General features: G+C 61.2%; 20 protein-coding genes and 1 pseudogene. 10 read left to right on the top strand and 11 right to left on the bottom strand.

The genetic code is table 11. The annotated features are described in order from the left end of the window. Positions 1–80 precede the first annotated feature (80 nt). Positions 81–860, bottom strand: a complete 780-nt coding sequence (gene crc, locus AC07VV_RS10290) for a catabolite repression control protein Crc (protein WP_007920349.1) — start codon at positions 858–860, stop codon at positions 81–83. Positions 861–942: 82 nt separating this feature from the next. Here crc and pyrE point away from each other — a divergent pair, with 82 nt between their 5' ends. Further along, positions 943–1,587 (top strand): orotate phosphoribosyltransferase, encoded by a 645-nt coding sequence (gene pyrE, locus AC07VV_RS10285; RefSeq protein ID WP_007954442.1) that lies wholly within the window; start codon positions 943–945, stop codon positions 1,585–1,587. Positions 1,588–1,657: 70 nt separating this feature from the next. Here pyrE and argB read toward each other — a convergent pair whose 3' ends face one another. From argB to coaBC, 4 genes and pseudogenes are all read right to left on the bottom strand, one after another. After that, positions 1,658–2,563: an acetylglutamate kinase gene (gene argB / locus AC07VV_RS10280; protein WP_003229488.1), complete on the bottom strand. Its 906-nt coding sequence runs from the start codon at positions 2,561–2,563 to the stop codon at positions 1,658–1,660. Between the two features lie 24 nt (positions 2,564–2,587). Further along, positions 2,588–3,964: pseudogene (locus AC07VV_RS10275) on the bottom strand (phosphomannomutase/phosphoglucomutase); the annotation flags it as partial. Positions 3,965–4,227: 263 nt separating this feature from the next. Then, positions 4,228–4,683, bottom strand: coding sequence for a dUTP diphosphatase (gene dut / locus AC07VV_RS10270; protein ID WP_007954445.1), 456 nt, complete (start codon positions 4,681–4,683; stop codon positions 4,228–4,230). 5 nt (positions 4,684–4,688) lie between these two features. Then, entirely contained in the window at positions 4,689–5,897 is a 1,209-nt protein-coding gene (coaBC, locus tag AC07VV_RS10265) for a bifunctional phosphopantothenoylcysteine decarboxylase/phosphopantothenate--cysteine ligase CoaBC (RefSeq protein WP_085606127.1), read from the bottom strand. Between the two features lie 135 nt (positions 5,898–6,032). On the opposite strand from coaBC, the gene radC reads away from it, so the two are divergent. Further along, positions 6,033–6,707 carry a RadC family protein gene (gene radC, locus AC07VV_RS10260; protein ID WP_495036148.1) on the top strand — a complete coding sequence of 225 codons (675 nt, stop codon included), beginning with the start codon at positions 6,033–6,035 and terminating at the stop codon, positions 6,705–6,707. Positions 6,708–6,743: 36 nt separating this feature from the next. On the opposite strand, the gene AC07VV_RS10255 is transcribed toward radC, so the two are convergent. Then, a complete protein-coding gene (locus AC07VV_RS10255; RefSeq protein WP_495036147.1) occupies positions 6,744–8,330 on the bottom strand; it encodes an ABC transporter substrate-binding protein in 1,587 nt (528 codons plus the stop codon). 446 nt (positions 8,331–8,776) lie between these two features. Here AC07VV_RS10255 and rpmB point away from each other — a divergent pair, with 446 nt between their 5' ends. Both rpmB and rpmG read left to right on the top strand, forming a co-directional pair. Next, entirely contained in the window at positions 8,777–9,010 is a 234-nt protein-coding gene (gene rpmB, locus AC07VV_RS10250; protein ID WP_003177273.1) for a 50S ribosomal protein L28, read from the top strand. Positions 9,011–9,021: 11 nt separating this feature from the next. Next, on the top strand, positions 9,022–9,177 hold the full coding sequence (gene rpmG / locus AC07VV_RS10245; RefSeq protein ID WP_003177274.1) for a 50S ribosomal protein L33: 156 nt from the start codon (positions 9,022–9,024) through the stop codon (positions 9,175–9,177). Positions 9,178–9,250: 73 nt separating this feature from the next. Here the strand turns inward: rpmG and AC07VV_RS10240 are convergent, their stop codons facing one another. Beyond that, positions 9,251–9,613: a cupin domain-containing protein gene (locus AC07VV_RS10240; RefSeq protein ID WP_085708876.1), complete on the bottom strand. Its 363-nt coding sequence runs from the start codon at positions 9,611–9,613 to the stop codon at positions 9,251–9,253. A gap of 236 nt (positions 9,614–9,849) precedes the next feature. On the opposite strand from AC07VV_RS10240, the gene AC07VV_RS10235 reads away from it, so the two are divergent. Continuing rightward, positions 9,850–11,343, top strand: a complete 1,494-nt coding sequence (locus AC07VV_RS10235; protein ID WP_085708877.1) for an aldehyde dehydrogenase — start codon at positions 9,850–9,852, stop codon at positions 11,341–11,343. 184 nt (positions 11,344–11,527) lie between these two features. Then, the gene (locus tag AC07VV_RS10230; protein ID WP_096817292.1) at positions 11,528–12,673 is read left to right on the top strand and encodes an MFS transporter; all 1,146 of its coding nucleotides are present in this window, start codon (positions 11,528–11,530) and stop codon (positions 12,671–12,673) included. Between the two features lie 21 nt (positions 12,674–12,694). Here AC07VV_RS10230 and AC07VV_RS10225 read toward each other — a convergent pair whose 3' ends face one another. Continuing rightward, a complete protein-coding gene (locus tag AC07VV_RS10225) occupies positions 12,695–14,263 on the bottom strand; it encodes a phospholipase D family protein (protein WP_495036146.1) in 1,569 nt (522 codons plus the stop codon). A gap of 60 nt (positions 14,264–14,323) precedes the next feature. Further along, positions 14,324–15,745, bottom strand: coding sequence for an aminotransferase-like domain-containing protein (locus AC07VV_RS10220; RefSeq protein WP_102620713.1), 1,422 nt, complete (start codon positions 15,743–15,745; stop codon positions 14,324–14,326). 179 nt (positions 15,746–15,924) lie between these two features. Between AC07VV_RS10220 and AC07VV_RS10215 the strand changes: the two genes are divergently transcribed. Continuing rightward, positions 15,925–16,170 carry a DUF1127 domain-containing protein gene (locus AC07VV_RS10215; RefSeq protein ID WP_192559289.1) on the top strand — a complete coding sequence of 82 codons (246 nt, stop codon included), beginning with the start codon at positions 15,925–15,927 and terminating at the stop codon, positions 16,168–16,170. A gap of 34 nt (positions 16,171–16,204) precedes the next feature. On the opposite strand, the gene AC07VV_RS10210 is transcribed toward AC07VV_RS10215, so the two are convergent. Then, positions 16,205–17,515 carry an NAD(P)/FAD-dependent oxidoreductase gene (locus AC07VV_RS10210; RefSeq protein WP_495036145.1) on the bottom strand — a complete coding sequence of 437 codons (1,311 nt, stop codon included), beginning with the start codon at positions 17,513–17,515 and terminating at the stop codon, positions 16,205–16,207. Between the two features lie 145 nt (positions 17,516–17,660). Here AC07VV_RS10210 and AC07VV_RS10205 point away from each other — a divergent pair, with 145 nt between their 5' ends. Then, positions 17,661–18,014 carry a YkgJ family cysteine cluster protein gene (locus AC07VV_RS10205; protein ID WP_007954485.1) on the top strand — a complete coding sequence of 118 codons (354 nt, stop codon included), beginning with the start codon at positions 17,661–17,663 and terminating at the stop codon, positions 18,012–18,014. Positions 18,015–18,018: 4 nt separating this feature from the next. Here the strand turns inward: AC07VV_RS10205 and AC07VV_RS10200 are convergent, their stop codons facing one another. Continuing rightward, positions 18,019–18,507 (bottom strand): Lrp/AsnC ligand binding domain-containing protein, encoded by a 489-nt coding sequence (locus tag AC07VV_RS10200; protein ID WP_003177284.1) that lies wholly within the window; start codon positions 18,505–18,507, stop codon positions 18,019–18,021. A 155-nt stretch (positions 18,508–18,662) separates the two neighbouring features. Between AC07VV_RS10200 and dadA the strand changes: the two genes are divergently transcribed. Both dadA and AC07VV_RS10190 read left to right on the top strand, forming a co-directional pair. Next, on the top strand, positions 18,663–19,967 hold the full coding sequence (gene dadA, locus AC07VV_RS10195) for a D-amino acid dehydrogenase (protein ID WP_085731396.1): 1,305 nt from the start codon (positions 18,663–18,665) through the stop codon (positions 19,965–19,967). Continuing rightward, on the top strand, positions 19,939–20,292 hold the full coding sequence (locus AC07VV_RS10190) for a RidA family protein (protein WP_039765240.1): 354 nt from the start codon (positions 19,939–19,941) through the stop codon (positions 20,290–20,292). Before dadA ends, AC07VV_RS10190 begins: the two co-directional genes overlap by 29 nt. Positions 20,293–20,330: the final 38 nt, after the last annotated feature.

Here is a 20,330-nt window from a genome sequence, read left to right as displayed (position 1 = left end):
TCCCCTGCATAAAAGCAAAAATCAGCGCCCACAAAAAAGCCGACAGCGATGTCGGCTTTTTTGCATCCACGAATCGACGCTTAGATGGTCAGCGTCCAGTCGTAGTCGACGATCAGCGGCGCGTGCTGCGAGAACCGTGGCTGACGCGGAAGGCGTGCACTGCGCACGAAGCGCCGCAGGCCCGGAGTCAGGATCTGGTAGTCGAAGCGCCAGCCCAGATTCAGCATCTCGGCCTGTTCGTTGTCCGGCCACCAGCTGTACTGGTCGCCTTCGCGGCTGACTTCGCGCAGGGCGTCTACGTAACCCATGTTGCCGACAATCTCGTCCATCCAGGCGCGTTCTGGCGCCAGGAAGCCCGGGGATTGCTGGCTGTCGCGCCAGTTCTTGATGTCGAGCTTCTGCTGCGCGACGTACAGCGAGCCACAATAAATGTACTCGCGACGTTTGCGCCGCTGTTTGTCCAGGTACTTGCCGAAGTCGTCCATGAGCTTGAACTTCTGGTTCAAGTCCTCATCGCCGTTCATCCCCGAAGGAAGCAGCAAGGTGGCAATACTGACTTTGTCGAAATCTGCTTGCAGGTAGCGCCCGTAGCGGTCGGCCGTCTCGAAACCGAGACCGCTGATGACAGCCTTCGGTTGCAACCGCGAGTACAAAGCCACGCCACCTTGGGCGGGAACTTCTGCGTCGCAGGCATAAAGGAAGTAGCCATCCAGTTGGAAGGCTGGGTCGTCCAGTTCAAAGGCGGAGGCACGGGTGTCCTGCAGGCAGATGACGTCGGCATTCTGTGCCTGCAGCCAACTGAGCAAACCTCGCTCGACTGCAGCCTGAATACCATTGACGTTCACACTGATGATCCGCATAAATGGCCCCAAAAATCGCGTGCGTGTATGATACACGGCGTCAAGCTAATTAGCTAAATCCGTGGTATTTGGGGTTTTTTTCATGCAAGCGTATCAGCGCGATTTCATTCGTTTTGCCATCGATCGCGGCGTTTTGCGCTTCGGTGAGTTCACCCTGAAGTCCGGGCGCACCAGTCCTTACTTCTTCAATGCCGGCCTGTTCAACTCGGGTTCCGCGCTGGCGCAGCTGGGTCGTTTCTACGCTGCAGCCATCGCTGAGAGCGGTATTCCGTTCGACGTGCTGTTCGGTCCGGCCTACAAAGGCATCCCGCTGGCGGCGACCACTGCCGTGGCGCTGGCCGAGCACCACAACCGTGACCTGCCATGGTGCTTCAACCGCAAGGAAGCCAAGGCCCACGGCGAGGGCGGCAGCCTGGTCGGCGCACCGCTGACCGGTGAAGTGCTGATCATCGACGACGTGATCACCGCCGGCACCGCGATCCGTGAAGTGATGCAGATCATCGCTTCCCAGGACGGCGCCAAGGCTGCCGGCGTGCTGATCGCCCTGAACCGTCAGGAGCGCGGCAACGGCGAGCTGTCGGCAATCCAGGAAGTCGAGCGTGATTTCGGCATCCCGGTCATCAGCATCGTGTCGCTGAACCAGGTGCTGGAATTCCTGGCTGACGATCCGCAGCTCAAGCAGCACCTGCCAGCCGTTGAAGCCTATCGCGCCCAGTTCGGCGTCTGATCGCTTCTTCAGGGCAAAAAAAGACCCCGCTCAGTCAGGCTGAGCGGGGTCTTTTTGTTTGCGCTACGGCTTACGGACGCTTGCGATTGCTGATCAGCGTGCCCACACCGGTGTCGGTGAAGATTTCCAGCAGGATCGCGTTCGGCACGCGACCGTCGATGATCAGCGAGCTGCCCACACCACCCTGAACCGCTTCCAGTGCACAGCGGATCTTCGGCAGCATGCCGCCGTAGATGGTGCCGTCGGCGATCAGGTCGTCGACCTGCTGGGTGCTCAGGCCGGTCAGCACGGTGCCCGACTTGTCCATCAGGCCGGCGATGTTGGTCAGCAGCATCAGCTTCTCGGCTTTCAGCGCTTCGGCGACTTTACCGGCCACCAGGTCAGCGTTGATGTTGTACGACTCGCCGTTCTCACCCACGCCGATCGGCGCGATCACCGGGATGAAGTTGCCTTTGACCAGCAGGTTCAGCAGTTCGGTGTTGATCCCGACCACTTCGCCCACCTGACCGATGTCGATGATTTCCGGCTGGGTCATCTCCGGGGTCTGGCGGGTGACGGTGAGCTTCTTCGCACGAATCAGCCCGGCATCTTTACCGGTCAGGCCGATGGCGCTGCCGCCGTGACGGTTGATCAGGTTGACGATGCTTTTGTTGACCTGGCCGCCGAGGACCATTTCCACCACGTCCATGGTCGCCGCGTCGGTCACGCGCATGCCGTCGACGAAGTGGCTCTCGATCGACAAACGCTTGAGCAGATCACCGATCTGCGGGCCGCCGCCGTGAACCACGACCGGGTTGATGCCCACGGCTTTCATCAAGACGATGTCGCGGGCGAAGCCGGTTTTCAGCTCCTCGCTTTCCATCGCGTTGCCGCCGTATTTGATCACCAGGGTCTTGCCGACATAACGTCGGATGTAAGGCAGCGCTTCGGACAGGACCTGGGCGGTGTGGGCGGCGGCTTCGCGTTCGAGGGTCATTCAGGGCTCCGGGTGAATCAGAAATCAGAACGGTAGTTGGAGATCAGGTGCAACGCGTTTCAGTTGGGCATGGAACACAGCCTTGATGCGCTGCAATTCAGCCTCGTCATCGGCCTCGAAACGCAGCACCAGCACCGGTGTGGTGTTGGAGGCGCGCACCAGGCCCCAGCCTTTGGCGTAATCGACCCGCACGCCGTCAATGGTGGTCAGGTCGGCGCCTGGACCCCACTGCGCATCGTGCAGTGCATCAATGATGCTGAATTTGCTCTCTTCGGTCACATGGATATTGATTTCCGGCGTGGAAATATCGTTCGGGAAGGTCGCGAACAGCGTTTCCGCGTCGGATTTTTCCTTGCTGAGGATTTCCAGCAGCCGTGCGGCGCTGTAAATGCCATCGTCGAAACCGAACCAGCGTTCCTTGAAGAAGATATGCCCGCTCATTTCACCGGCCAACAACGCGCCGGTCTGTTTCATTTTCTTTTTGATCAACGAGTGACCGGTCTTCCACATTAGCGACTGGCCGCCATATTCCTTGATCAGCGGGATCAGGCGACGGGTGCATTTGACGTCGAAGATGATTTCCGCGCCCGGGTTGCGGGCCAGCACGTCGCGGGCAAACAGCATCAGCAGGCGGTCCGGGAACACGATGGTGCCGGTGTTGGTCACCACGCCGACGCGGTCGCCGTCACCGTCGAAGGCCAGGCCGATGTCAGCCTTGGTTTCCTTGACCTTGGCGATCAGGTCGACAAGGTTTTCAGGCTTGCCCGGGTCCGGGTGATGGTTCGGGAAGTTGCCGTCGACTTCACAGAACAGCGGGATGACTTCGCAGTTCAGCGCTTCGATCAGTTGCGGGGCGATCACGCCGGCCGCGCCGTTGCCGCAGTCGACCACGACTTTCAGGCGCCGGGCCAGTTTGATGTCCTGGACGATTTCGGTGGTGTAGCGGTCGAGGATCTCGACCTGGGTCACGCTGCCCTGGCCGCTGCTCAGGTTGCCGGTCTTGATACGCTCGTGCAGAACCTGGATCTGTTCGTTGGCGAGGGTGTCGCCGGCGATCACGATCTTGAAGCCGTTGTAGTTCGACGGGTTGTGGCTGCCGGTGAGCATCACGCCGGATTTGCCGGCCAGTACGTTGGCGGCGTAATACAGCGCCGGGGTCGGCACCAGGCCGACGTCGCTGACGTGGCAGCCGCTTTCGGCGATGCCACGAATCAGCGCGGCAACCAGTTCAGGACCGGACAAGCGGCCGTCACGACCAACGGATACGTTCGGTTCACCCTGGGCCAGGCTCTGGGAGCCGATGGCGCGGCCGATCCAGTAGGCGGTTTCGGCATTGAGGAATTCCGGCACGGTGCCGCGAATGTCATAGGCGCGGAAGATGCTGTCGGGAAGCTTCGGGGCGACTTGGGCGGGGGGGCTCATCTGCGGAAATGCTCCATCTCGAAAGTGGCGGGACAGGCCGGCGATTCATCTCGACGGCAGGCTCAAACTGAAGGGTATGACGGCGTTTTCCACGCAGAGTTCGTGGTATGAAAGGGCCATGACGCCTTGTCCGGCGTGGCTTTGGCCTGCCAATGCCTTGATTTTCGGTGCTAAACCTTGCAGATGACATTTTGAAATTCGTGGCGAGAAACACGCCCTCGCCACGACAGGTTTCTAGCCGATCACTTGGTGCCGGAGTGGCCGAAGCCGCCAGCGCCGCGCTCGGTTTCGACGAACTCTTCAACCATTTCGAAGTGCGCCTGCACCACTGGCACCAGCACCAGTTGCGCCAGACGCTCGCCGACCGGCATGGTGAATTCGGTCTGGCCACGGTTCCAGCAGGACACCATCAGCGGGCCCTGGTAATCGGAGTCGATCAGACCGACCAGATTGCCCAGCACGATGCCGTGCTTATGGCCCATGCCCGAGCGCGGCAGGATCAGCGCGGCGAGGTTCGGGTCGCCGATGTACACCGACAGACCGGTAGGGATCAGCACGGTTTCACCCGGCTTGATCACGATGTCCTCTTGCAGCATGGCGCGCAGGTCGAGACCGGCGGAGCCTGGTGTAGCGTATTGCGGCAGCGGGAATTCGGTACCGATGCGTGGGTCGAGGATCTTGGCTTGCAAAGCGTGCATGTAAATTAAACCTGGTTCAGACGTTCGGCGATAAAAGTGACCAGTTGGCGAGCGATCTTGCTCTTGCTGGTCTGGGCGAAAACCGTGGCGTGCAGCGCACGGTCGATGACGCTGCAGGCGTTTTCTTCGCTGTTGAAACCGATGCTCGGGTTGGCGACGTCGTTGGCGACGATCAGATCGAGATTCTTGTCCTTCAGCTTGCGTGCAGCGTAGTCGAGCAGGTGTTCGGTCTCGGCGGCGAAGCCGACACTGAACGGACGGTCGGGACGGGTCGCGATGGTGGCCAGGATGTCCGGGTTACGCACCATTTGCAGGACGAAGCCGTCGCCGCTCGTAGGGTCTTTCTTCAATTTTTGCGGGGCGACGACTTCCGGACGGTAGTCCGCCACCGCCGCCGAGGCGATAAAGATGTCGCAAGGGATCGCCGCTTCACACGCGGCGAGCATGTCCCGGGCGCTGACCACGTCGATCCGGGTGACGCGATCCGGCGTCGGCAGGTGCACCGGGCCGCTGATCAGGGTCACGCGGGCGCCGGCTTCCACTGCCGCTTCAGCCAGGGCGAAGCCCATTTTGCCGGAGCTGTGGTTGGTGATGTAGCGCACCGGATCGATGTTTTCTTGGGTCGGGCCAGCGGTAATCACCACGTGCTTGCCGGTCAGTGCCTGACGCTGGAAGCAGTCCGCCGCGAGCTGGGCCAGATCGGTGGCTTCCATCATGCGGCCCATGCCGACGTCGCCGCAGGCCTGGCTGCCCGAGGCCGGGCCGAAGGTCTTCAGGCCACGGCTTTCAAGGAGTTGCAGGTTGGCCTGGGTTGCCGGATCGCGCCACATGGCCTGGTTCATGGCCGGCGCGACAGCGACGATGGCGTCGGTGGCCAGCACCAATGTCGTTAGCAAATCGTTGGCGATGCCTTGGGCCAGGCGGGCGAGCAGGTCGGCGGTGGCCGGGGCGATCAGCACCAGATCGGCCCATTTGGCCAGTTCGATGTGGCCCATCGCCGCTTCGGCGGCCGGGTCGAGCAAATCCAGGTGGACCGGGTGGCCGGACAGGGCCTGCATGGTCAGTGGGGTGATGAATTCGCTGCCGCCACGGGTCATGACCACGCGCACTTCGGCGCCCTGATCGATCAGGCGGCGCACAAGGTCGGCGCTCTTGTAGGCAGCAATACCGCCGCCGACGCCCAGAACGATGCGTTTCCGATACAGCCGCTGCATAGGTCTGCCTTTCATTTCGTTGGTGACATACGTGGCGAAACCCCCTCCCCAGGGTGAATTCGCCCGCAAAAAAGATGGGCTACGATATCACAGCGACCGCTACGGAACAGCGGCGCCCACAGACAAGGAAGGTGTATGAGTATTCGCGATTGGCCGGCGGCGGAAAGGCCGCGGGAAAGGTTGTTGGAACAGGGCTCTGCGAGCCTTTCGGATGCTGAACTGCTGGCGATTTTCCTGCGAACCGGTGTGCCGGGGAAAAGTGCAGTCGATCTGGCGCGGCACTTGTTGAATCAGTTTGGCAGCTTGAGATTATTGCTTGAGGCCGATCAGGAAGCATTCAGCAAGCAATTGGGTCTCGGCCCTGCAAAGTTTGCCCAACTGCAAGCTGCTCAAGAAATGAGCAAAAGGCATCTGGCCGAACGTTCACGGCAAAAAACGGCGCTGGAAAACCCACAAGTGGTCCGTGATTACCTCAAAGCCATGCTGCGCCACGAACCGCACGAGGTGTTTGGTTGCCTGTTTCTGGATTCCAAACATCAGGTGCTGACCTTCGAGACGCTGTTTCGTGGCTCGATTGACAACACCGCCGTGCATCCCCGAGAAGTCGTGAAGCGTTCCCTGGCCAACAACGCGGCAGCGGTGATCCTGTGCCATAACCATCCGTCGGGTAACTCTGATCCCAGTCAGGCTGATCGATTATTGACCAAGCGCTTGCAAAAGGCTTTGGAGTTGATCGATGTGCGGGTGCTCGATCACTTCATCGTCGGAGATGGTGAGCCGTTGTCGATGGCGGAGTGTGGCTGGATGTAGCTTGCAGCGACTGCAGTCGCTGCAAGCCGGGGCGGATTACTTGAGGGTGACCTTGGAGTAATCCTGACGCCCGAACGGGCTCACCGAGTAACCCTGCACGTCTTTACGCGTCAGCGCATACGCCGTCGGATGCGCCAGCGGCAGCCACAATGCCTGTTGCTGGATCTGTGCCTGCGCCTGCTCGTAGAGCTTGGTGCGCACACCTTGTTCGCTGGTGGTCTTGCCGGCGCTGATCAGTTTGTCCAGGTCGGCGTTGCAGTAGCGGGCGAAGTTGGTGCCGGACTTCACTGCCGCACAGGAAAACTGCGGGGTGAGGAAGTTGTCCGGGTCGCCGTTGTCGCCGGCCCAGCCCATGAACAGCAGGTCATGCTCGCCGGCCTTGGCGCGACGGATCAGTTCGCCCCATTCGATCACGCGGATTTCCGCCTGAATGCCGATTTCCGCCAGATCCGACTGCAGCAGTTGTGCGCCGAGGCTCGGGTTCGGGTTGAGCAGGCTGCCGGACGGACGTGTCCAGATGGTGGTCTGGAAGCCGTCCTTCAATCCGGCCTTGGCCAGCAATGCCTTGGCCTTGTCCACGTCGTGGGCATAGCCCGGCAGGTTCTTGGCGTAGCTCCAGGTGTTCGGCGGATACGGGCCGTTGGCGGCTTCGGCGGTGTCTTCGAATACAGCCTTGAGGTAGTTGGCCTTGTCGAAGGCGAGGTTGATCGCCTGACGCACTTCCGGCTTGTCCAGTGGCGGATGCTGGCTGTTGATGCCGACGAATGCGGTCATGAACGCGTCAGTCTTTTCGACTTTCAGCGTCGGTTCTTCTTTCGCGGCCTGTACATCCAATGGCTTCGGCGACAGGGCGATCTGGCACTCGTTACGCCGCAGCTTTTGCAGGCGAACGTTGGCGTCCGGGGTGATGGCGAAGATCAAAGGGTCAACCGCAGGCTTGCCCCCGAAGTAATCCGGGTTGGCCTTGTAGCGGATCGACGCGTCTTTCTGGAACCGGGTGAAGACGAACGGGCCGGTGCCGATCGGTTGGCTGTTGAGCTTGTCAGTTGCGCCGGCCTTGAGCAGCTTGTCGGCGTATTCTGCGGAATAGATCGAGGCAAAGCCCATGCTCAGGGTCGCGAGGAACGTCGAATCCGGATGATCAAGAGTGAAGCGCACGGTCAGTGGATCCAGTGCGTCGATCTTCTTGATCAGGCTCGGCAGCTGCATCGACTGGGCGTGCGGGAAGCCGCTCTGGGCGACCTTGTGCCACGGGTTGGCCGGGTCGAGCATGCGGTCGAAGCTGAATTTGACGTCTTCGGCGGTCAGCTCGCGGGTCGGTTTGAAGTAATCAGTCGTGTGAAACTTCACCTGCGGGTGCAGCCTGAACACATAGCTCAGGCCATCGGTGCTGACTTCCCAGCTATCGGCCAGGCTCGGGACCACCTTGCCGCTGGCGGTGTCGAAGTCCACCAGGCGATTCATCAGCACGTCAGCCGAGGCGTTGGTGGTGGTCAGCGAGTTGTATTGCACCACGTCGAACCCTTCGGGGCTGGCCTCGGTGCACACGCTCAGGGCGGCGGCATGGGCCAGGGGGCTCAGCAATAGCGGGGCGAGCAGCAGGGGGAGGGCAGCGAGGCGCATGGTCGGCTTCCTTTACAGATCGAAGGCCCATCTGCAAGTGCAGTCTGGAAAAGGCCTACCCTAGTGGTCGCGATTGCAAATGACTATCCCCTTTTTGCATTTTCGGGGCTGCGCGGCTGAGGATTTGTCGGAAGTAGCGGCAGGAAAAGTCTCGAATGCAGGTATGATCGGTTTTCTTCGACGAATGGTAAAAATTGCCGCCAGCCTTTGCCCAAGCCGCTTGCGGGCAGGAAAAGCGGCTTTTTAGCCATTCTTTGCACACGGAAAGTTGTTGCTCCGTGGTCTTTCTGGTATAAAGCAGCGCTCTTTTCTAGGGGCCCGGTTCCTTCGCTTGTAGGTGTAGCCGGTAAGACCTCTAAAGAATCGCGGCGCCTGGCGCCACAATGACTAGAGATTAAGCGGCCAACCCATGCCGGGTTGGGCATGTGGTTTTAGAGGGCTGAGGCATGTCTAGAGTATGTCAAGTTACCGGTAAGGGTCCGGTGACTGGGAACAACATTTCCCACGCAAACAACAAAACCCGTCGTCGTTTCCTGCCGAACCTGCAGCATCACCGCTTCTGGGTTGAAGAAGAGAAACGTTTCGTACGCCTGCGCGTTTCCGCCAAAGGCATGCGTATCATCGACAAGCGTGGCATCAGCGTTGTGCTGGCCGAGCTGCGTCGCGACGGCAAGGTTTAAGGGAGCTAATCATGCGTGAATTGATTCGTTTGATCTCGAGCGCCGGTACTGGTCACTTCTACACTACCGACAAGAACAAGCGTACTACCCCGGACAAAATCGAGATCAAGAAATATGATCCGGTTGTTCGCAAGCACGTGATCTACAAGGAAGGCAAAATCAAGTAATTGATTTTTCCCGACTTACGAAAAAGGCCCGTATCTCACGATACGGGCCTTTTTTGTTGCCTGGCGAAATGCCTCAGGCCTTCTGTTCGAAGATCACATAGACCTTGCGGCAGGCTTCCAGCACTTCCCAGGTGCCACGGAAGCCCGCCGGAATCACGAAGCGGTCGCCGACACGCAGGGTCTTGGCATTGCCTTCGCCGTCACGCAGCACCGAAACGCCTTGCAGGATTTCGCAGTATTCATGTTCGGTGTAATTCACCGTCCACTGACCCACCGCACCTTCCCACACGCCGACGCCCATTTGCCCGCAAGGGCTGTCGTACTGGTTGAACACCGCTTGCTCAGGATCGCCCTTGAGCACTTTGGCCGGGTCAGGGCGGTAGCGTTCGGCCTGGTCCATGGTCAGGCTGATGTCGACGACGTTCTGGATGTTCATTGTTGTTTTCTCCCGTAATGACGGCGCGGTGGCTTGAAAGGGCCAAAGTCTATGTTGATTAAATTGAACGCCGCAAGGCTGTATAACCGCCTTATGTCAAATATATTGAAACAACCCCGGCCGCTGGTTTAGGGTGGCGGGTGCCTTGGGCCGAAAACAGGCTGGCCGGGCAGAATTCCTGAGGACGCCGGCGAAGATCGCGCGGCGCTCGTATTCAACAAGAGGAGGACACTCGAATGACCACCCTGACTCGTGCCGACTGGGAACAACGCGCCCGCGACCTGAAGATCGAAGGCCGCGCCTACCTTAATGGCGAGTACACCGATGCCGTCTCCGGCGAGACCTTCGAGTGCATCAGCCCGGTCGATGGCCGTCTGCTGGGCAAGATTGCCAGCTGTGACGCCGCCGATGCCCAGCGCGCCGTGGAAAATGCCCGCGCCACCTTCAATTCCGGTGTCTGGTCGCGCCTGGCGCCGACCAAACGCAAAGCCACCATGATCCGTTTCGCCGGCCTGCTGAAACAGCACGCCGAAGAGCTGGCCCTGCTCGAAACCCTCGACATGGGCAAGCCGATCAGCGATTCGCTGTACATCGACGTGCCGGGTGCCGCGCAAGCGCTGAGCTGGAGCGGTGAGGCGATCGACAAGATCTACGACGAAGTCGCCGCCACCCCGCACGACCAACTGGGTCTGGTAACCCGCGAACCAGTGGGTGTGGTTGGCGCCATTGTGCCGTGGAACTTCCCGCTGATGATGGCCTGCTGGAAACTCGGCCCGGCCCTGTCGACGGGTAACTCGGTGATCCTCAAGCCGTCGGAAAAATCCCCGCTGACCGCCATCCGCATCGCCGAACTGGCGGTTGAAGCCGGCATTCCGAAAGGCGTGCTGAACGTGTTGCCGGGTTATGGCCACACCGTCGGCAAAGCCTTGGCTCTGCACAATGACGTCGACACCCTGGTGTTCACCGGCTCGACCAAGATCGCCAAGCAACTGATGATCTATTCCGGTGAATCGAACATGAAGCGCGTCTGGCTGGAGGCTGGCGGCAAGAGCCCGAACATCGTGTTTGCCGATGCGCCGGATCTGCAGGCTGCCGCCGAATCCGCCGCCAGCGCCATCGCTTTCAACCAGGGCGAAGTCTGCACCGCCGGTTCCCGCCTGCTGGTCGAGCGTTCGATCAAGGACAAATTCCTGCCGATGGTGATCGAGGCGCTTAAAGCCTGGAAGCCAGGCAACCCGCTGGACCCGGCCACCAACGTTGGCGCACTGGTCGATACCCAACAAATGAACACCGTGCTGTCCTACATCGAGTCCGGCCACACCGACGGTGCCAAACTGGTGGCCGGCGGCAAGCGCATCCTTCAGGAAACCGGTGGCACTTACGTCGAGCCAACGATTTTCGACGGCGTGAGCAATGCGATGAAGATCGCTCAGGAAGAGATCTTCGGCCCGGTGCTGTCGGTCATCGCCTTCGACACGGCCGAGGAAGCGATCAACATCGCCAACGACACGCCTTACGGCCTGGCGGCAGCGGTGTGGACTCAGGACATCTCCAAGGCGCACCTGACCGCCAAGGCACTGCGTGCCGGCAGCGTGTGGGTCAACCAGTACGATGGCGGCGACATGACCGCACCGTTCGGCGGCTTCAAACAGTCGGGCAACGGCCGTGACAAGTCGCTGCATGCGTTCGACAAATACACCGAGCTGAAGGCGACCTGGATCAAGCTGTAAACCGTTGAAGGAGCCTGTCGAGGCGGGCTCCCGAACGATACAAAGATCCCTGTGGGAGCGAGCTTGCTCGCGAAAGCGGTGTATCCGTCAGCAAATCGGCTGAAGGTGAAACCGTTATCGCGAGCAAGCTCGCTCCCACAGTGTTTTGTGGTGCATATAAAAATTATCCACAGGAGCGTGGACCATGCGTTGGGCGACGTATTTCGCCGTGTTGGCGTCTGTCTTGAGTGTTGGCTTGGCCCTGGGTGTCAGCATGCCGCTGGTGTCGTTGCGCCTGGAGGGCTGGGGCTATGGCTCGTTCGCCATTGGTGTGATGGCGGCGATGCCGGCCATTGGCGTGTTGCTGGGGGCGAAGGTGTCCAGTCATCTGGCGGCGCGCTTCGGTACGGCGAACCTGATGCGCCTGTGCCTGTGGGGCGGGGCATTGTCCATCGGCCTGCTGGCATTGTTGCCGAGTTATCCGATCTGGCTGGTACTGCGGCTGATGATCGGGGTAATCCTGACGATCGTGTTCATCCTCGGCGAGAGCTGGATCAATCAACTGGTGGTCGAGCAGTGGCGCGGGCGATTGGTGGCGCTGTATGGCAGCAGTTATGCATTGAGCCAACTGTCTGGCCCGTTACTGCTGGGTGCGCTCGGCACCGAGCATGATTACGGCTTCTGGGCGGGTGTCGGCCTATTGATCGCTGCGCCGCTTCTGCTGCTGGGCCGCAGCGGGGCGCCGAGCAGCGAGGCGAGCAGCGTGACCTTCGGCGATCTGTGGGGCTTCAGCCGCGAGCTGCCGGCAATCGCCTGGGCGGTGTCGCTGTTCGCTGCATTCGAGGCGATGATTCTGACGCTGTTGCCGGTGTACTGCCTGCAACAGGGCTTCACGGCGGAAATCGCGCTGGCGATGGTCAGCACCGTGGTGGTCGGCGATGCGCTGCTGCAATTGCCCATCGGTGCGCTGGCCGACTACCTGTCGCGGCGGACCTTGTTCACCGGTTGCGCGGTGGTGCTGATGTTGTCGAGTCTGGCGATCCCGATGCTGATCGACACCTTGCTGATCTGGCCGCTGTGGGTGCTGTTCGGCGCCAGTGCCGGCGGCTTGTTTACCTTGTCGCTGATCCTGATCGGCGAGCGCTACCGCGATGACGCGCTGGTGCGGGCCAATGCGCATGTCGCGCAGCTGTGGGGCGTTGGTTGTCTGATCGGGCCGTTGGCAGCGGGAGCGGGCAGTCAATGGATCAGCGGGCACGCGTTGCCGTGGTTCATGGCAGCCGGCGCGTTCGGGCTGGTGATTCTGCTGTCGCGACAAGGGGCGTTCGGCAAGGTGCCGGAACCTGCCTGACGACTCGGCCGGGGCGGATGCCTACAGCATCCGCTCCAGGCCCACCGTGGTGCTGAACCACGCATTGAAGCGCCGCCACCAGCTGCCGGGCTCCTTGGTCAACGTGTGCATCTGGCCGTTGTCCTCGGTGACCCAGACGACTTTCCCGTCCTGAAGTTTTGCCTCGTAACTCAGCGCCGGCGCCATGCCCTGCAAGGCCAGATCCCGAACGTGGGCAGCCAGTTCGGGACTGTCCACCAGCACCCCGACTTCGGTGTTCCACAGCACCGAGCGCGGGTCGAAATTGAACGAGCCGATGAACGCTTTTTTCCCGTCGAAGATCATCGCCTTGCTGTGCAGGCTGGAATCCGAGCCGCGAAACGACTTGCTGTAAAACAGGTGCGGGCCGCTGCCGAAGTTATCCCCAGGCTGGCGCCGCAGTTCGAACAGCTTCACGCCGTGTTCCAGTAACGCCTTGCGATAGGGTGCATAACCGCCGTGCACCGCCGGCACGTCGGTGGCTTCCAGCGAGTTGGTCAGCAGGCTCACCGACACGCCCGCATCGGCGCGGCCGGTCAGGTAGACCAGCCCCGGTTGGCCCGGCACGAAGTAGGCGGAAATCATCATCAATTCCTTGCTGACGCCCCGCAGCTCTGGCGCGAGTTGCGTGGTCAGCAGCAGTTGTGGATCAGGCTTGCCGTCAGCCAGCACCTTGCTCGGCGCGTCCCACAACGCCTGGTTCCAGGCCCAGATCAGCTCTCGGCGCCAGATGTCCATGCGCGGGTGGGTGGTGAAGGTCATCAACTGTTGGTACAGCGCGTGGTTCTGTTTGCGGGTTTCTTCGAGGGATTCTTCCAGGCGCGTGCGGGTGTTCTGCAGGTCCTTGGCCGAGGGTTTGCTGGAGAGGAACTCGTCGATCGGTTTGCTCAGGGCGCTGTTCCAGTACTGGTCGAAACTGTGCCCGAGCTGCTCGGCGACCGGCCCGACGCTGAGCATATCGATGTCGGTGAAGTTCAGGTTGGGCTCGGCATCGAAGTATTCATCGCCCAGATTGCGTCCGCCGACGATGGCGGCGCTGTTGTCCGCCAGCCACAGTTTGTTGTGCATCCGCCGATGCTGCAGTGACAAGTTGAACAGCCGCCCGGCCGCACGGGTCACGCCGGTGCTGCGCCCCAGGTTCAGGGGGTTGAACAGACGGATCTGGATGTTCGGATGCGCCGCCAGCGTGGCGATGATCAGGTCGAGGCCGTCGCTGGTGGTGTCGTCCAGCAGAATGCGCACCCGCACACCACGGTCGGCAGCCTTGAGCACTTCTTCCACCAGCATTCGCGTACTGATGCCGTCGTGGACGATGTAGTACTGCAGGTCGAGGCTGCTCTGGGCGTTGCGGATCAACTCGGCGCGAGCGGTGAAGGCTTCGGTGCTGTTGGACAGCAGGCGAAAACCGGACTGGCCTTTGTACGGCGCTGCCTGAGCCTGGATCGAGCGACCGAAACTGGAGGCGGACGCCGGCAATGCCTGGCTCGGCTCGCGCGGTACGTCGAGGGTCGCGCAACCGCCAAGGAACGAGGCGAGTAACAGCAGAGCGAGTAGGGGCTGTCTGAAGCTCACGTAGGATCGTTCCGATTGGCGGCAAGGGTCGGCATATGGACGCGGGTCTCTCGAAAAAGGTCAGTCGGCTTCCGCCAGCAATTTGATCGCTGCCGCGCCAACCTTGCGCACTGCTTCTTCGACCAGCGCTGTCGGTTTGGCAGCGTAGTTCATGCGCAGGCAATTGCGGTACTTGCCCGAGGCGGAAAAGATACTGCCGACGGCAATCTGTACGCCCTGATCGTGCAGCGCGCGATTCAGTTTCAGCGTATCGAAACCTTCCGGCAGTTCCACCCAGAGCATGAAGCTGCCTTGCGGGCGGCTGGCGCGGGTGCCGGCCGGGAAATAGCGGGTCACCCAATCGATCATCACGTCGCGATTGCGCTGGTATTGCGTGCGCATCCGCCGCAAATGCGGTTCGAAGTGCCCGGCCTTGATAAATTCGGCGATGGCGATCTGCGGTTGTGTCGCGGTGGAGCCGGTGCTGATGTATTTCATGTGCAGTACGCGTTCGAGATAGCGACCGGGCGCGACCCAGCCGATACGCAGCCCCGGCGCGAGGGTCTTGGAAAACGAACTGCACAGCAATACGCGACCGTCTTCGTCGAAGGATTTGATCGTGCGCGGACGCGGGTAGGTGTAGGCGAGTTCGCCATACACATCGTCCTCGATAATCGCCACGTCGAAGCGCTGGGCCAGGTTGAGCAGGGCGCGCTTGCGCGACTCCGGCATGATGTAGCCGAGCGGGTTGTTGCAGTTGGGCGTGAGCTGGATGACCTTGATCGGCCATTGTTCCAGCGCCAGTTCCAGGGCTTCGAGGCTGATGCCGGTGAGCGGGTCGGTGGGGATTTCCAGGGCTTTCATGCCCAGCCCCTTGAGGGTCTGCATGGCGCCGTGAAAGCTCGGCGAATCCACTGCGACGATGTCGCCGGGCTCGCAGATCGCGTGGATGCTGGTGGACAGCGCTTCGTGGCAACCGGTGGTGACCACCAGATCACTGGCGCTCAACTGGCAGCCGGAGTCGAGCATCAGCCGGGCGATCTGTTCGCGCAGTTCGAGGGTGCCGTGGATGTTGTCGTAATACAGACCGGGCATGTCCTGGCGGCGGCTGATACGGGCCAGCCCGCGCAGCAGCGGTTTCATCGTCGGCGACGAGATGTCCGGCATGCCGCGACCGAGTTGCACTACGTCCTTGCGCGGTACGGCGCGAATCAGCTCAAGCACCTGATCCCACTGGGAAATCTCTACCGGCCGTTGGGCCGGGCGCCCGACCGCCGGCAATTCCGGAAGCTCCCGTCCGGCCGGCACGAAGTACCCGGATTTGGGTTTTGGCGTGGCCAGGCCGCTGTCTTCCAGCATCCGATAGGCCTGCTGCACCGTGCTCAGGCTGACCCCATGTTCTACGCTCAAGGCGCGCACCGACGGCAGGCGATCACCAGGACGGTAGAAGCCTTGTTCGATGCGGGTGCCGAGCAGCTCGGCGAGGTTCACATACAGGGTCATGGCACTGCCTCGATGCAGGTGATTCGAAAAACCAGTACAGATGCGGCGTAAATCGACAATTCAGTCCCGGAGACAGCAAATCTGTATGGAAATAATACAGATGTGTTGAATCTGTAATGCTTTTGTTGACCCGCGCATCATGGAATCTCTGGCTACCCAAGTAAACAGGAGCAATGAAAATGAACGGTTTGAGCGATGTGCGGCTGACGTTACACAGTCAGGAACTGGAGGCAGGGCAACAGGACAATGCGCGCAACGAGATCATGCGCAACGCACCGTCCGGCCTGAGTCGCTGGGGTCTGTTCTGGCATCGTCTGCACACGCGCAAAGCGTTGCTGGGCCTGACGCCGGAGCAGCTCAAGGATGTCGGGCTGACCCGGGAACAGGCGCTGGAGGAGGGGTTGAAGCCGTTCTGGCGGATCTAGAAGGATCGTTCCCACGCAGAGCGTGGGAACGAGCTCAGACCAGCTCTTTGAGTCGATGCCACAACATCCCCAACGCCAGCAACGGCGAGCGCAGATGCTTGCCGCCGGGGAAGGTGATGTGGGGCACTTTGGCGAACAGGTCGAAGCCGCCGCTGTGCTGGCCGTTGATGGCCTCGGCCAGCAACTTGCCCGCCAGGTGCGTGGCGTTCACGCCATGGCCGGAATAGGCCTGGGCGTAATACACGTTCGGCTGATCGGCGAGCCGGCCAATCTGCGGCAGACGGTTGGCGCCGATACCGATCATCCCGCCCCACTGATAATCGATCTTCACTGATGCGAGCTGCGGGAACACTTCCAGCATCTTCGGCTGCATATACGCGGCGATGTCCTTCGGATCGCGCCCCGAGTAATGGCAAGCGCCGCCGAACAACAGGCGACGATCCGCCGAGAGCCGGTAGTAATCCAGTGCCACCCGCTGGTCGCAGACCGCCATGTTCTGCGGCAGCAGGGCGTGGGCCTGTTCTTCGCTCAGTGGTTCGGTGGCGATGATGTAGCTACCGGCGGGCAACACCTTGCCGCTGAGTTGCGGATTCAGATTGTTGAGATACGCGTTGCAGCCGAGCACCAGGGTCTTCGCCCGCACCGATCCTTGCGCCGTGTGCACCCGGACTTCAGTACCGTAATCGATGCGGGTGACCGCCGATTGTTCGAAGAGTTTGACGCCCAATTGCTGCGCCGCCGCGGCTTCACCCAATGCCAGGTTCAGCGGGTGCAGGTGACCGGAACCCATGTCGATCAAGCCGCCGACATAGCGCTTGGAACCGACCACGGTGTGCATTTCGTTCGCTTGCAGCAGGCGGGTTTCGTAGCGGTAACCAAGGCCTCGCAGTTCTTCGGCGTCTTCGGCGAATCCTTCCAGGTCGGAAGGTTTGTTGGCGAGGTCGCAATAACCCCAGGTCAGGTCGCAGGGGATCTGAAATTTTTCGACGCGCTGTCGGACGATTTCTACCGCTTCCAGGCCCATGAGCTTCATCTGACGCACGCCGTCGGTGCCGATCACGTTGGCGAACTGGTCGAGACCGTGACCGACCCCGCGAATCAGCTGCCCGCCGTTGCGCCCGCTGGCGCCCCAGCCAACCCGGTGCGCTTCCAGCAGCACGACGTTCAAGCCGCGCTCGGCCAGCTCCAGCGCGGTGTTCAGCCCGGAGAAACCGCCACCGACCACGCACACGTCGGCAATCAGTTCGCCTTGCAGCACCGGATGGTCGGGCTGCGGCAGGCTGCTGGCGGCGTAATAAGAGGCAACGTGGGGTTGGCTCGCGGAGGCGTGGGCGCGGGCATTCATGGGCGTCATCCTGAACGGGTGTCGAGAAAATTTGACGGAGCATAAGCCGCAGGCCCGAGGCCGGGCAACATTGGTCGGTTCATGGTGTCTGGATCACGGCTTTTGCGGCACAATTGCCGCCTATTTCGCTCCGGTTACCGCTGCAATGAGCTGCAACAGTCAGAAAATCCGCACCCTGCGTCAGCAGATTCCCACGTTCGAGTGCGTGCCGGGCTGTCATGACTGCTGTGGGCCGGTGACCACCTCGCCCGAGGAAATGTCCCGCCTGCCGCGCAAGACCCGCGCCGAGCAGGACGCGGCCATGGAAGAGCTCAATTGTGTGCACCTGGGGCCGAACGGCTGCACGGTGTATGACGAGCGGCCACTGATCTGCCGGTTGTTCGGCACCACTCAGACTTTGCCGTGCCCCAACGGCCGGCGGCCGGTGGAGCTGATTCACCCACGGGTCGAGAAGCAGGTGTTCGAGTACATGGCCGAGAACCGGCAGGTATTGGTCTGAGCACTCAATCCGGAATCGGCAGGCTCAGGCTCTCTTTCACTTCTTCCATCACGATGTAGCTCTTGGATTCGCGCACGTGCGGCAGCTTGAGCAGGATGTCGCCCAGCAGCTTGCGGTACGAGGCCATCTCGGAAATCCGCGCCTTCACCAGATAGTCGAAATCCCCTGACACCAGGTGGCACTCCAGCACGTGGGGCAATTTCAGCACCGCGCGTCGGAACTCTTCGAAAGTATCGCCGGATTTATAGTCGAGGCTGATCTCGACGAACACCAGGAGGCTACCCTTCAAGTGCTGCGGATTCAGGCGGGCGTTGTAGCCCATGATGATCCCCTCGCGCTCCAGGCGCCGCACCCGCTCCGTGCACGGCGTGGTGGAAAGCCCGACCTTCTCGCCCAGTTCAGTGAATGAAATCCGCCCGTCCGCCTGCAGGATCCGCAAGATGTTGCGGTCGATCTTGTCCAGCTCACGTTTGGTCTGAGTGTTGGTACGCATAGGGGATGCGCCTCCGTGAAAAGGGTTTTTGCCGAGAATTGTCGCCAAATATAGGCGCTTATACAGTGAAAAGCACTGGCGAATCTTTTTTACACTGCGCGCATCATTGCTCTAACAACAGACGTACGCGGCACGCCGCGATGAGGGATACAAAAATGCGCGTTATGGTCTTGGGTAGCGGCGTCATCGGTACCGCCAGTGCTTACTATCTGGCCCGTGCCGGGTTTGAAGTGGTGGTGGTCGACCGGCAGCCAGCCGCGGCCATGGAGACCAGTTTCGCCAACGCAGGCCAGGTCTCGCCGGGCTATGCCTCGCCGTGGGCCGCGCCGGGTGTTCCCCTCAAGGCCATCAAGTGGCTGCTGCAACGCCACGCGCCGCTGGCGATCAAGGCCACCGCCGACATCGACCAATACCTGTGGATGGCGCAGATGCTGCGCAACTGCACCGCCAACCGTTACGCGGTGAACAAGGAGCGCATGGTGCGTCTGTCCGAGTACAGCCGCGACTGCCTCGACGAATTGCGCGCCGAGACCGGCATCGCCTACGAAGGCCGCAGCCTGGGCACCACTCAGCTGTTCCGCACTCAGGCGCAGCTTGATGGCGCCGCCAAGGACATCGCCGTCCTGAAAGAGTCCGGCGTACCGTTCGAAGTCCTCGACCGTGCCGGCATTGCCCGCGTCGAGCCGGCGCTGGCCAGCGTTACCGACATCCTTGCCGGTGCCTTGCGCCTGCCGAACGACCAGACCGGCGACTGCCAGATCTTCACCACCCGCCTTGCCGAAATGGCTGTGAACCTGGGTGTGGAATTCCGTTTTGGTCAGGACATCCAGCGCCTCGACTTCGCGGGTGACCGCATCAACGGCGTGTGGATCGACGGTAAGCTGGAAACCGCCGACCGTTACGTGCTGGCCCTCGGCAGCTACTCGCCGCAACTGCTCAAGCCGCTGGGCATCAAGGCCCCGGTTTATCCGTTGAAGGGTTACTCGCTGACCGTGCCGATCACCAACCCGGCGATGGCCCCGACCTCGACCATTCTCGACGAGACCTACAAGGTCGCAATCACCCGTTTCGACAACCGCATCCGCGTCGGCGGCATGGCGGAGATCGCCGGTTTTGACCTGTCGCTGAACCCGCGTCGGCGCGAAACCCTGGAGATGATCGTCAACGACCTTTATCCTCAGGGCGGCAACCTGGCCGAAGCGAGTTTCTGGACCGGCCTGCGTCCAACCACGCCGGATGGCACCCCGATCGTCGGCGCCACCCCGTTCAAGAACCTGTTCCTGAACACCGGTCACGGCACGCTCGGCTGGACCATGGCGTGCGGCTCCGGTCGTTTGCTGGCTGACCTGATGGCGAAGAAAAAGCCGCAGATCAGCGCCGAAGGCCTCGATATTTCCCGTTATGGCAACAAGACCCAGGAGTCCGCAAAGCATGGCAATCCAGCGCCAGCTCACCAATGAGCGCATGAGTCAGATCGTCAGCCACAACGGTACGGTGTATCTGTCCGGGCAGGTCGGCGACGACTTCAACGCCGGGGTGGAACAGCAGACCCGCGACGTGCTCGCCAATATCGAGCGTCTGCTGGATCTGGCCGGGACTGACAAGCAGCATCTGCTGTCGGCGACGATCTACCTGAACGACATCGAGGCGCACTTTGCCGGGATGAATTCGGTGTGGGATCAGTGGCTGCCCAAAGGCGCCGCGCCAGCCCGTGCCACCGTCGAAGCGAAGATGGCCAAGCCGAGCATCCTGGTCGAGATCTCCATCGTCGCCGCGTTGCCGTAACCTGTTTTAAAGATCCCTCTCCCGGTGCTGTTGGCGGT

Source organism: Pseudomonas sp. GW821-FHT02C04 (genome assembly GCF_059421845.1).
The sequence above is the reverse complement of the archived record's forward strand: the minus strand, read 5'-3'. Positions and strand labels throughout refer to the sequence as shown.